This window comes from Maribacter confluentis (assembly GCF_030505015.1).
In the GTDB taxonomy this organism is placed as follows: Bacteria; Bacteroidota; Bacteroidia; order Flavobacteriales; family Flavobacteriaceae; genus Maribacter; species Maribacter sedimenticola.
Genome location: NZ_JAUKUC010000001.1, coordinates 3,117,530 through 3,130,495 on the forward strand (window position 1 = coordinate 3,117,530; position 12,966 = coordinate 3,130,495).

Annotated in this window: 8 protein-coding genes; 7 read left to right on the forward strand and 1 reads right to left on the reverse strand. The window is 42.4% G+C overall.

What is annotated here, in order from left to right; genetic code table 11:
* The first annotated feature begins 1 nt into the window (after position 1).
* The gene (locus Q2T41_RS13555; RefSeq protein WP_304436499.1) at positions 2 to 796 is read left to right on the forward strand and encodes a hypothetical protein; all 795 of its coding nucleotides are present in this window, start codon (positions 2 to 4) and stop codon (positions 794 to 796) included.
* Positions 797 to 1,055: 259 nt separating this feature from the next.
* Here Q2T41_RS13555 and Q2T41_RS13560 read toward each other — a convergent pair whose 3' ends face one another.
* Positions 1,056 to 1,286: a hypothetical protein gene (locus Q2T41_RS13560; protein ID WP_089259522.1), complete on the reverse strand. Its 231-nt coding sequence runs from the start codon at positions 1,284 to 1,286 to the stop codon at positions 1,056 to 1,058.
* Between the two features lie 244 nt (positions 1,287 to 1,530).
* On the opposite strand from Q2T41_RS13560, the gene Q2T41_RS13565 reads away from it, so the two are divergent.
* From Q2T41_RS13565 to Q2T41_RS13590, 6 genes are all read left to right on the forward strand, one after another.
* Positions 1,531 to 3,312 carry an alkaline phosphatase gene (locus tag Q2T41_RS13565; RefSeq protein ID WP_304436500.1) on the forward strand — a complete coding sequence of 594 codons (1,782 nt, stop codon included), beginning with the start codon at positions 1,531 to 1,533 and terminating at the stop codon, positions 3,310 to 3,312.
* A 290-nt stretch (positions 3,313 to 3,602) separates the two neighbouring features.
* Complete coding sequence (locus Q2T41_RS13570) at positions 3,603 to 6,575, forward strand: SusC/RagA family TonB-linked outer membrane protein (RefSeq protein ID WP_304436501.1); 2,973 nt, start codon at positions 3,603 to 3,605, stop codon at positions 6,573 to 6,575.
* Between the two features lie 12 nt (positions 6,576 to 6,587).
* The gene (locus Q2T41_RS13575; protein WP_304436502.1) at positions 6,588 to 8,345 is read left to right on the forward strand and encodes a RagB/SusD family nutrient uptake outer membrane protein; all 1,758 of its coding nucleotides are present in this window, start codon (positions 6,588 to 6,590) and stop codon (positions 8,343 to 8,345) included.
* A 72-nt stretch (positions 8,346 to 8,417) separates the two neighbouring features.
* On the forward strand, positions 8,418 to 9,548 hold the full coding sequence (locus tag Q2T41_RS13580) for an alkaline phosphatase (RefSeq protein ID WP_304436503.1): 1,131 nt from the start codon (positions 8,418 to 8,420) through the stop codon (positions 9,546 to 9,548).
* A 63-nt stretch (positions 9,549 to 9,611) separates the two neighbouring features.
* Positions 9,612 to 11,441, forward strand: a complete 1,830-nt coding sequence (locus tag Q2T41_RS13585; protein ID WP_304436504.1) for a metallophosphoesterase — start codon at positions 9,612 to 9,614, stop codon at positions 11,439 to 11,441.
* A 422-nt stretch (positions 11,442 to 11,863) separates the two neighbouring features.
* On the forward strand, positions 11,864 to 12,907 hold the full coding sequence (locus Q2T41_RS13590; RefSeq protein ID WP_304436505.1) for an MraY family glycosyltransferase: 1,044 nt from the start codon (positions 11,864 to 11,866) through the stop codon (positions 12,905 to 12,907).
* Positions 12,908 to 12,966 lie beyond the last annotated feature (59 nt).

A 12,966-nucleotide genomic window follows, 5' to 3' on the forward strand; every position in this document is an offset into this window, starting at 1 on the left:
TATGTTTAAAGTTTGTATTGTAAAGTATTTCTTTAGTATTGTATTCTTACTTTCTATGGTTTCCAACGCACAGGAAAACTTTTACACGGTGAAAGGAAATAGTGTCTCAAAACAGGAATTCCATGATATTGCCCATAGCTTGGAATTTGTCCGTGAGGATTTAAATGACCAAAATGCCCTTTCCTTTGGTTTTGCTCAATTGGCCACCAACTTAATTCCGTTATTGGTTGATGGCGCAAGCAAATTATTTTATAATCCGGATAATTTTAATAAGGAATATTTTGGGGAGTTTAGCTTTTTTGACCCAAGCGGCCGTTTTAATGCATTGGACCCCAAGAGTGTCCTTGTTTTTGAGCAAACCGGTAAGAATGCATCCGGTAAACAAATTTTGCTTACACAATTTAAGTTTGATTTGGGTGCGGTAGAAAATGTGGATGATTATCACTATTTAGGCTTAAAAGCTTATGAGCTTAACTACTCCTGGGCCAAATTGAGCTCAAGTAAGAATAGGATCAATTATGTATTGGAAATTGCTTTTTTTTATTTTGATGGTCAGGACCGTCCCCAGGAATTTTATTTAAATCCTATTGTATTGAATGACGCCAGTATTCCCAGCAGTGCTACCATTTCCCCTATTAATTATCAAGTAATTCCTAAAATGAAGGTGCTTAAAAATGTCCGTATCCATATTAGGGAGATCAATGCCAAGAAAGAAAATTGGGACAATTACCTGGAGCTATATAAAAGTAACCAACGTAATATCGCTAATTTCCTGATAAAGGCATTACCGGATTAATCCTTTGGCAAGGTCAAATGGGTACATTTTTGGGAGGAAGTAAGGAAATTGATCCAAAACAGGGAACTTAAAGTTTCCTTCACATTCACTTAAACTACAAACTAATAAATGAGTGCATATTTGCAATGAGTTTGAATTAGTTTGAGTAAGTTGAGTAACCGATGCATTGTTCTTATTGTGTCGGTTATTTTTTTTGATAGACACCATGTTCTGAAACATAGGGTACATCATATGGAATGTAACAAGTAAATAAGGGGTGCTAGAGATGTACCTTGATCTCGTTCGTTTTAAAAATTTGAACGCGTAACAGGTTTTGAAAAATTTGAACGATCCTTGGCTGATGTTCTTCTGGAATACGACCGCCAATAATCCAATTTTTTTGGATTTTCTTGGTGCTTTCCTGATGAAACTCCGTCATGAGGCATTCTAATGCTTCCTGTCTTGTTTCATCGTTCATTTTACTGAACATTAATTTTATATTTTCGGTCATGGTCGGTATTGGTCGTGGTCAAAAGTAAATAAAAAAGACTTTCATCAGTTGAAATTTTAACAATAGATATTAACGATTTCTGTTGTTGATAAATTTTCTGTTGGGTGGATATACTAAAATAGAAAAGCACATTATGGTCCACTTTAAATGATGTAAATTTTACATTTATAAATTGGTCATTTTATATTTAACGCTTAGGTTTACCATTCTGCTTAGTAAAGGGAGTGCACAGAAATTAGATGTTATGAAATTGAATTTTTTACGGTCTATTGGTTTTTTTATTTCGGCCTGTATGGTCGGTTTTGCCCAAGGCCCCAAAGTACATTCACATAATGATTATAAACAACCGTTACCTTTTTACGGAGCTTTTGCGGCAGATGTACAATCCTTGGAAGTAGATGTGTTTTTAGTTGAAGGTGTCCTTATGGTAGCCCATGAGTTGGGCGAAGTGACCGCGACCGCCACATTGGAACGGTTGTATCTGCAACCGCTAAAGGAAATGGTAGAAAGGGGTATGCTCGCTGATCGGACATTACAGGTTTTGATCGATATAAAGACCGATGCCATGTCTACCTTAAATGCTTTGGTGAGCAGCTTACGGAACTATCCTATGATTACGGACCATGAACATATTACCTTGGTCGTTTCCGGAAATAGGCCTCCTTTGGCAACGTATGTGGACTACCCTGAATTTATTTTGTTCGACTACCAGAGTACGGTTCCTGTTACCAATGCTGCGGTTATGGAAAAAATAGCTATGGTCAGTTTAAGTTTCAGGCAGTTTTCGGAATGGAACGGTAAGGGGCGTTTAACGGCAGCGGACCTGAACAAGGTGAGCGGGGTCATCGCCAAGGCGCACGCAATGAACAAACCGTTCAGGTTTTGGGCAACCCCAGATTCAAAGACCGCTTGGAAAGCCTTTACGGACCTAGGGGTAGATGTCATTAATACGGATATGCCCTATGAATGTGTGTCCTATGTACGTAGTCTGAACAATAGTGTAGTGCGTAATACGGTATTTTCCGAGGTATACACACCGTCGTATTCTACCGATGCTATTGATAAGGCGCCAAAAAATGTCATTCTTTTAATAGGTGATGGTAACGGACTTACCCAAATATCCTCGGCTACTTTAGCCAATGGGGGAGCTTTGACCCTGACCCAGCTAAAACAAATAGGTTTTTTGACGACCCGCTCCGCAGATGATTTTACTACGGATTCTGCCGCTGCGGGAACGGCTATCTCCACGGGCCAAAAAACGAACAATAGGGCCATAGGAACGGACAAGGACGGAAACCCTATACCTAACCTCACCGAAATTCTTGTTGATAAGGGCTTTGCTACCGGAGTAATTTCTACCGATGGCATTACCGGTGCCACTCCCTCCTCATTTTATGGCCACCGCACCGATCGTGATATGGAGGAAGGTTTGGCGCAAGATTTAAAGGCGAGTAAGTTGCACCTGTTTATCGCACAGAGATCAGATGAGGTGAAGGCTATCGAAACGTCGGGTTTTCAAATGATAAATACCATTGAGGCACTTGGTGGTAGCACTTATGATAAGGTGGGTGCGTGGATGGATTATTCAGCGAATACCCCTTTGCCCCAACATGTGGAAAAATTGGCAACGGCTACAAGGAATGGCATTGCCTTTCTGCAGCATAAGAACACCCCTTTCTTTTTAATGGCAGAGGGGGCTAAGATTGATAGTTATGGGCATGTTAACGATATTGGCGGAGTTATTGCCGAGAGTATTTCGTTTGATAAGGCAATTACCGAGGCCATAAAGTTTGCGGATAAGGACAAGAACACCTTGGTCATCATTACTGCCGACCATGAAACAGGCGGATTGACCATTCCTCAGGGTAATATGGACAGGCATGAGGTGGAAGCTGATTTTACTACCCATGACCATACCGCAACGATGGTTCCTATTTTTGCCTATGGCCCCATGTCGCACGAATTTCAGGGCGTTTATGCCAATAATGAGGTATTTCACAAGATATTAAAAGTATTGGGTCTATAGTGCTAGGTATTACGGGTTCCGCTTTAAAACTTCACGTGACAAAGTAAATTTAATTTGGCCTTTAAATAGGATTATTTATATCATCTACATTGTTGTAAGTGTATATTTAACATTTTATTAATATTGGCTATCTTGTTATACAATTTCCTAAAGTAAGGGTCATTTTAAGTTAATAACATATCATGGCACCCGGCCTATTTTTGCTGCTTGAAAATGTCACCCTAAAATAGGGGATGTCGTAAACCAACACATATTTTAATATTTAAACAATTTTTCTTAAACCAAACTGTATGAAAAAATTAAAGTTTTTAATGCATTTGTGGGTATTGGGCTTTGCGACCATGGTATGGGCGCAAGACAATATTACAGGTGTGGTAACAGATGAGTTCGGGCAACCCTTGCCAGGTTCTACCGTTCAGATTAAAGGTACCGGTACGGGTACTACAACAGATTTTGATGGCAATTATACCATTGGCGCCGGTGTCAATGATATACTCTTGTTTTCCTATTTAGGGTATTCCACACAAGAGGTTGCCGTAGATGGCCGTAACGTCATCAATGTTTCCTTAAAGGAAGATGCTACCCAATTGGATGATGTAGTGGTAGTAGGTTATGGTACCCAAAAACGTTCGGACGTAACGGGATCCATATCATCCGTTAAGAGTGAAAATTTCAATAAGGGGGTAGTGGCCAACCCTGGACAGCTCCTGCAAGGTAAGATTGCCGGTGTCAACGTTACATCCGTTAGCGGTGAGCCGGGATCATCACAGAATATCGTAATTCGTGGTATTGGTAGTTTTAGGTCAGGTACATCGCCCTTGTTCGTCATTGATGGTTTCGTGATCGATAATACATCCACCGGTACCGCATCCAACCCGCTAAACTTTATCAATCCACAGGATATTGCTTCCATGGATGTCTTAAAGGATGCCTCTGCAGCTGCAATTTATGGGGCACGTGCCGCCAATGGTGTTATCGTGATCACTACAAAGAAAGGGGCCAGTGGCAAAACGGAAATGAATGCTTCCGTTTCTACGGCGTTCTCTACCTTGGCCAATGAAATAGATGTATTTTCCGCAGATGAATTCAGGAGACAGGTGCCGACCGTTGGCGGTACATTACTGGACGGTGGTGCCAATACGGATTGGCAAGATGAATTGACCAAGACCGGCATCACAAAAAATGTCAACTTTTCCATGAGCGGGGGCAATGCCAATGCTACCTATTTTGCTTCGGTAGGAGTAGATGACCAACAAGGTATTTTTGAGAACAGCTCCCTAAAAAGGTATTCCGGTCGCTTGAACATGAACCAAAAGGCATTGGACGGCAGGCTTAACGTTGCATTTAACCTTACGGCGTCAAGAACCTTGAACAATAGACCGGATGCTGGTGCGATCGTTACGGATATGTTGGAACTGAACCCCACCTTGCCGGTATATACCAACGGTGAGCCTACCGTAGTACTGGACGACAACCGTCTAAACCCGATCATCCGTAGCCAGTTGTATGAAGATGAAACCAACAGCAATAGGATTTTGGCCAATATTTCCCCATCCTTTGAAATTGTGGAAGGGCTTACCTATAAACTTAACCTTGGGGTAGATTATTCATCTACCAACCGTGATCAGCAAATGGCGCCCTATGCATTATTGGAAGATTTAAACCAAGGGTATTTAAATACCTGGATCACCACCAACCAGAATACCATTGTGGACAACACCCTTACCTATACTTTTGAAAAGGGCGACCATAGTGCTACTTTATTGGCGGGCCACTCGTACCAAGAGGTATTCGTTCAGCAAAAAAGATTTGAACTGGAAAGTTTTGCGGACAATGATATCGATCCTAGGTACCAGGATCAAATAAGTAGTCAGGAGTATCCTACCAACTTGTTTTCCTTAGGGGAAAAGAATGAGCTGCAATCCTTCTTTGGTAGGTTAAACTATGGGTATAAGGACAAATATTTATTGACGGCTACCATGAGGGCGGACGGGTCATCAAAATTTGGCGCCAACAATAAATACGGATATTTTCCTTCCGTTGCCTTGGGTTGGAACATAAGCAAGGAAAGCTTTTTGTCGGAAAGCACCGTGGTCAATAATCTTAAGCTGCGTGCCAGTTGGGGACAGACCGGAAACCAGGAAGGTATAGATAACAAAGTATCGTTGGCCAGCTACGTGGACAGCAAGGCGGACAACGACACGTACCCCTTGGATGATGGTGCCGTAACCTTGGACGGTTATCCGTTTGGAACCGTACCCGCACGTACCGCCAACCCTAATCTTAAATGGGAAGTGGCTACACAGACCAATATTGGGGTAGATTTTGGACTGTTCAACAATAGGTTAACGGGTACCGTAGATTATTTTAATAAAGTAACTACGGATGTGGTCATGTTCGCCAATAGGGTAGACCCTATTCAACCTACCGAGAAAATATGGACCAACTTGGACAATCTGGAAATCCATAATAACGGGTTGGAAGTCGCTTTGGATTATAGAAGTGTGTTCAGCGAGGATTTCTCTATGAATATTGGCGGTAATATTTCCTTTATAAAAAATGAGGTAACGGATTCTCCTTTTGCCATTATCACCACGGGTGCTGCGCAAGGTGCGGGCCAAACGGGTGCAACCATAAACGGGTACTTGAACGGGGAAGCCGTAGGTACGTTTTATATGAAGGAGTTCCTGGGTATTGGCGATGACGGCCTTAACCAATATAGGGATACCAATGGTGACGGGGAGATACTGGATGATGACCGTATTGCCGCGGGTAGTGCCTTACCGGACATGCTTTATGCCTTCTATATAAAGTTTGACTATAAAAATTTAGATCTGGGCCTTAATTTCAACGGGGTATCCGGAAACAAGATCTATAACCATACCGCCATGTCCTCGTTCTCTAGGGGGCAATTGAGCAGGAACCTGAACACAACGGATTTTGCCGTGCAGTATCCCAACGAGGACAACAGCAATTCCAATGAGGTCTCTACACGATACTTGGAAGACGGTAGTTTCTTACGATTGAACAATGCCACTTTGGGCTATAACTTAAAAGGGGAGCGTATAGGCTTGGATGATTATGTAAATACCATACGTTTTACGCTGACCGGTCAAAATTTATTCTTGATCACGGACTACTCCGGTTATAATCCGGAAGTGAACACGGGCGCACAGATAGATGGTGTGCAGACCTTCGGTATCGACAGATATACCTATCCATCCTCCAGAACCCTATTGTTCGGTGTTAATGTATCCTTTTAAAAAAGCTATAAAATGAAAAATAAACTTATTATAACATCCTTGTTCCTTACTTCATTATTGAATTGGAACTGTACGGATCTAGAAGAAGAATTGTTGGACGAAACCCTTACCGGTGCCCAGGCAGAGGTCATAAGTGGAGCAATAGCCCCTGCTTACGGCCAAGTATCCTGGACCTGGAGGCATACCAATTATTACGGATTGACCCTTATTCCATCAGATGAGGCCATATTACCCTACCGTGGTGGTTCGGATTGGTTTGATGGTGGAAAGTTCCTAGCGGCGCACAGCCATAATATGACCCCTACCAATGACTTGGTGGCCAGTGGGTGGAACGAGCTTACCAAGAATATATCAAGGACCTTGTCCGCCATTGAGGTATTGACCCCGCTTGCGGAGGAAGGGGATACCGTGGCGGCTGATGCCTTGTATGAAATGAAGGCCTTAAGGGCGTACCTGAATATGTTGTTGTTAGATGGTTGGGGCCTTGTGCTTCAAAAGGAATCTGCAGAGGAGTTATCTGTCGTGTTACGTTCACAGGAAGCCATTGACTATATTGAGGGCGAATTGCTTTCGGTCGTGGATGTGATCAATACCGATAAAGGTCCGGGCAGAATGACCCAAGCGGCCGTATGGGGACTTTTGGCACGATTGAACCTGAATGCAGCGGTATACCGTGATCCGGCAGGCACCCCTAATTTTACACAGGAAGATATGGATCGGGTAATTACCTATACCGATAATATCATCAATTCGGGTAATTTCTCCTTGTCCGAAGAATATTTTGAACTGTTCAATGATGACAACCACACCAATCCTGAATTGATTTTTGCCCTTGACCAGCGTGGCGTTTTGGAAAGGGAGCATATGCGTTGGGCGTACTGGCCAATTGCGGGGGCCATGTTCCCAAGACCGGAACACCCTAGGGCAGATGGTACGGACGGACCGGCAATTACGTCGGATTTTTACCAGACTTGGGTCGATGCCTATGGCGATGTAGATCCTGCAGAGGCCGATGCCCGTTTCTATCAACGAAACACCATAGTTCCGGAAGCACAGTTGGCAGATTTGGCCGGGCGTGAACCGCTATTGGAAACGGAAACCGAGAACAGCTACTTCTGCGTAGAGGATGTGGCCTTTGAAATGGACAGGGGAATTTTAAGAGGCATTCAATGGGGTCCTAGAAAGGATGAGGAAGGGCAGTTCCTTACCTGTGATGACGGTACCATAAAGATTTTACCGGTAAGGCAGACCAAGGGCAATAGTCCGGCCAGGGATGTGGGCTATGTGGACCATACCTTGGAAATTGACTTTAGCAATGAAGGTTCCCTGCACAATACGGGTTACAGACCGTCCAAATATCAATTTAGCCGTACTTCGCCAAACGGTAACAGTAACAGTAGTGTGGATATCGTTTTAATGCGACTGGCGGAAATTTATTTAATGCGTGCTGAGGCCAAGTTAAGAAACGGCGATAATGCCGGTGCCTTGGCAGATGTAAATACGGTAAGGACATCAAGGACCGCCCGCCCTGCGCAGACGCCTGCGGCTTTAACGGCCATGGATTTAGAAGTGTTATACCGTGAACGTGGGTTTGAACTGTATTGGGAAGGTTTTAGAAGGACGGACCAAATTCGTTTTGGAACCTATGAAGATACTTGGACGGACAAAACGGATGCCGATCCTAACCACAGATTGTTCCCAATTCCACAGAGCGCTGTTGATGGGGCTTCTGGTATAGAAGGCTTCCTGGTACAGAATCCAGGGTACTAAAAAGTAGAGTATAAATAATGAATACGGCAAGCAGTCAATGCTTGTCGTATTTTGTTTTAATGAAAAATAGCAATGCGTAAATTTATTTTAGTGGGTAGTGTGGTGCAACTGCTTTGGTCATGTACGTCACCATCCAAGGTCGTAGACCAACAAAAGCTTCAACAAGAAGTTAAAGAAAATCAGCCGGTGAACGTTATTTTAATGATCGGTGACGGTATGGGGGTTCCACAGATATCCACTGCCTTTTATTTTAACGATCAGCAGTCCAATTTTGAGCGTTTTAAACATATCGGTTTTCATAAATCATCGTCAACCAGTCATTGGATCACGGATTCGGCTGCCGGGGCAACCGCTTTTTCAATTGGTGAAAAAACGTACAAACGGGCCATAGGGGTAGACAGGGATTCCCTTCCCAAAGAAACCATATTGGAACGCCTTCAAAAAGAGGGCTATAAAACGGGACTCATCAGTCTAACATCTATTACGCACGCTACACCGGCCAGTTTTTATGCCCATGTAAAGGACCGTGACCTACATGAGGATATTGCCAAACAATTGTTATCCGGGAATATCGATTTTATTGCTGGCGGAGGTAAAAAATTCTTCAATAAACGTCAAGACGGGGAAGATCTGTTCAAGGCGTTCTTGGACCGTGATTACCATTTGGATACCTTGTCCTTAGCTAACGTGCAACGCTCAAAAAGAAATGCATTTATTATTGCGGATGACGGTTTGCCTTCTAAGATAGAAGGTAGGGGTCATTTTTTAAAGGAGGCTACCGATCGGGCACTGGACTATTTTACAGCGGGGAATGAACCTTTCTTTATGATGATAGAGGGCTCCTATATTGATTGGGGAGGTCATGCGGAAAATGATCGGATGGTGATCGAGGAGGTCAATGATTTTGATATGACCTTAGGGGTTGTGCTGGACTATGTGGAGAAGCACCCTAATACCCTATTGGTCGTTACTGCTGACCATGAAACTGGCGGCGTAAGTGTGGGTAAATTCTATGAAACGGATGAGGAAACGGGCAAAAAGGTAGAGGTGCCTCAAAAAGTTGGCGTGTACTTTAATACCGACCAACATTCTGGAGAGCTCATTCCGGTTTTTGCCAAAGGTAAAGGGGCGGAAAATTTTCAGGGAATCTATGAAAATAGCGAGATTTACCATCATATTATGAAAGTCCTGCAGGGCATGTAAACGTTACATTTAAAATCGAAGTCCTGGAAAACGGGCAGGACTGCTTAAACATTGAAGAATAAAATGCTGATACGAACATCATTGTCCCTCATGGTATTGTCCTTGTTCTTGGGATGTACTTCTAAGCCAGATGGCACGGCAATTAAGATAGCCTTTATGGCCGATGTGCATTTTTCAGATGTATATCCGGTTACCGATGCACTTACCGAGGAAATGGCCACCACGACCATGAACGGACAAAAAACATTGATCAGGACCATGGAGGCCCAATTGCATTCCACACGATTGTTCAATGAAAATTATTTTGCCTTTATAGCGGCATTGGACGATGCCGTATCCAGGGGCGTAAAACTCATTGCCCTACCCGGGGATTTTAGTGATGACGGTCAGCCCTTGCATATTAAGGGGCTTAAAACCATTATGGACCGGTACGCACGGGAACATGGGGTTTCCTTTTTTGTCATCAACGGCAATCATGACCCAACCCGTCCTTTTGGAAAGGAAGGTGGGGAATCGGATTTTTTGGGGAAGGATGGCACATCACGGCCCTTGATCAGTACCTTGGAAATTAGGAAACCTTCCGTAAAGGAATTTCAGGGAATGGTGTTGGCAGATATCAAAGAGTGGGGCTATGAAGATATTGTGACAGAGCTGCGCGATTTCGGCTTTTTTCCCAAAAAGGAATACCTGTTTTGGTCTACCCCCTTTGCGGAGTATTTCTATGGGGACTATCGGTATTCTTTGGCACAAACGGCTTCGGAACTAAAAAATCGCACCTATGTATTTGGGGAAGCGGCCATTCCCATGCCAGATGTCAGTTATGTGGTAGAACCGGTAAACGGACTTTGGCTTTTGGCCCTGGATGCCAGTGTGTACCTTCCCAAAGAAGACGGACAAGGTTTTCATGGCGCCGGTATTGGCTATAACGAGGTTATTAAATACAAAAGGCACCTGATTGACTGGACGGAAAAAGTAATGCAGGATGCCCAGCGCTTAGGCAAAACGGTCATTGCCTTTAGCCATTATCCCATGGTCGACTTTAATGACGGGGCCTCTGCGGAAATAAAGGCATTGTTTGGGGAATCTTCCTTTCAGGCACATAGGATTCCGTCGGAGCAGGTGGGGAACACCTTTGCCAATATAGGGCTCAAGGTGCATGTGGGCGGTCATATGCATGTGAACGATACGGGAATCATTACCACCCCTCAAGGCAATACCTTGACCAATATACAAACACCCTCCCTGGCGGCCTATGCCCCCGGGTATAAACTTATTACGGTAACCGGTAACCAAGAGATGAGGGTAGAGACCATTCGTATGGATGAGGTGCCGGGGTTCAATACATTTTTTGAGCTGTACCAAAAGGAACATGAATTTTTACGAACCCATTTTCCCGAAATGGTATGGAACAAGGACATTCTATCGACTACCTCATATGCTGAGTTTACAAAGGCCCATTTAGAGGGACTAGTCTCCATGCGCTTCTTGCAGGAAGATTGGCCTACCTCCCTAAAAGAACAAATTTTGGATCATAACCTTTGGCAAATCCTGCAACGTGCGGCGGGGATATCTGATACGGATATGGTGACCAAGGAGGAAAAATTGGCCATGACCAAGCTGCAGGAACTCATGGCACACCACGAACTTACCACGGCGCAACTGACCCAATGGACGGGGCTTAATCTTATCACCGATTTCTACCGGATAAAGAATGCGGACCAATTGGCGCTAAGGGATATTCCCACACCGCGACTAAAAGTCTATGCACTGTTGCGGCAAGTACTCCATGAAAATACCTCGGATTCATCATTGACGGAACTGCAACGGTTCATGCAAATTTTTGATAAGCAATTACATGGGGAACCTGCGGTAGATTTTTGGGTGGGATTTTGATTAAATCAGTAGTTAAGCAAACGTAAAACTTGAACAAAATTTTATTAGCTATTCATTAAAATTATTTGTCAAATTCTAATAATTACAGTTAATATAATTTAAAAAAAACAATGTAATTTAAGTTTATCCTGATAAGTGTGTATTTCATCGAATTCTACCAATAAAGATTGTCTTCAGACGAACAATTTGACAAATTAAAGGATACTTTTGTGGTAGAACACTAGTAATAACCAAACTAAATTTAATCGCGCTTAAGTGATGTTTCTTTGTATAACACAAACTTTAGGCAGTGGCTCTATTTTGTTGGACATTCTATTGTTCTAAGACGTACTAATTACAATAGAAAAATACCAAGTATGCTCAGTGATTTATTTCAAAACATTTATTTCATTGTATTTTTTTCCTTAATTTTTTCTTTACTAGTGTCTTTGCGTATATATCCGGTCATTATATACTTGGCACACAAGAAAAAATTGATGGATGAGCCGGTGCACCGCAGTGGCCATGTAGAAAAAACCCCAACTTTGGGTGGCGTAGGTATGTTCATTACCTTTTCCTTGGCAATCATTATTATGGGTATTTTTACTGACCTGGGTCAAACGGATTTAGTAAAGCTGTTATCCATTTTAGGAGGAACCATAATTTTACTTTTTTTAGGTATTAAGGATGATTTAATTGAACTTTCTCCTCAAAAAAAATTCTCTGGACAAATATTTTCTTCCGCTTTGGTGGTTTTGGGTACCGATGTCAGGATAGAAAGCTTTTATGGCATTTTTGGGATAGGAGATTTACATTATGCTGTTTCCGTCATTTTTACCATGGTTGTCTTTATTTTTATAATTAATGCATTTAATCTAATAGACGGTATTGATGGTTTGGCGGCCTCAATTGCCATAATTGTAAATACTTCTTTTGGAGTGTATTTTGCCATGAACGGCGAATACTTGCATGTATTGGTAAGCTTTAGCCTTATTGGCGTATTGATTGGGTTTTTGAAATATAACTTGTCACGGGTACGAAAAATGTTCATGGGAGACTCCGGATCTATGTTTTTAGGCTTTCTATTGGCATACCAGGCTATTGGCTTTTTAAGTGTAAACCAATTGCCACAGACTGAGTTTAGTGTATCTAATGCGCCAATTATGGTATTGGCAATTTTGGCCTATCCTATTTTGGATGCGCTACGGGTATGTATTTTAAGAATGGCCAAAGGACATAGTCCCTTCAAGGCCGATCGTAACCATATTCACCATAAATTATTGGATAGCGGTTTTTCGCATGTAAAGTCCACTTTGATTATTGCGCTGTGTAATATCTTCGTTATACAGATGGCCTTTGTGTTAAGTGACTTATATTTAACATTACAGTTTTATATAATTAGTGTAGTATTACCTTTAATCTGTCTTTTTCCTTTTTTGTTAGTACATAAAAACGGTAAAATACGTATTGAGATTCCTAAACTTTAAATTACGATAATTGTATCAAAATAATTTAGTTGGTTTAAATTAGATATTGAAGTTTAGTC

Coding starts and splice junctions, on each gene's coding strand:
- Q2T41_RS13555 (WP_304436499.1), top strand. CDS start 2: ATGTTTAAAGTTTGTATTGTAAAGTATTTCTTTAGTATTGTATTCTTA.
- Q2T41_RS13560 (WP_089259522.1), bottom strand. CDS start 1,286: ATGACCGAAAATATAAAATTAATGTTCAGTAAAATGAACGATGAAACA.
- Q2T41_RS13565 (WP_304436500.1), top strand. CDS start 1,531: ATGAAATTGAATTTTTTACGGTCTATTGGTTTTTTTATTTCGGCCTGT.
- Q2T41_RS13570 (WP_304436501.1), top strand. CDS start 3,603: ATGAAAAAATTAAAGTTTTTAATGCATTTGTGGGTATTGGGCTTTGCG.
- Q2T41_RS13575 (WP_304436502.1), top strand. CDS start 6,588: ATGAAAAATAAACTTATTATAACATCCTTGTTCCTTACTTCATTATTG.
- Q2T41_RS13580 (WP_304436503.1), top strand. CDS start 8,418: ATGCGTAAATTTATTTTAGTGGGTAGTGTGGTGCAACTGCTTTGGTCA.
- Q2T41_RS13585 (WP_304436504.1), top strand. CDS start 9,612: ATGCTGATACGAACATCATTGTCCCTCATGGTATTGTCCTTGTTCTTG.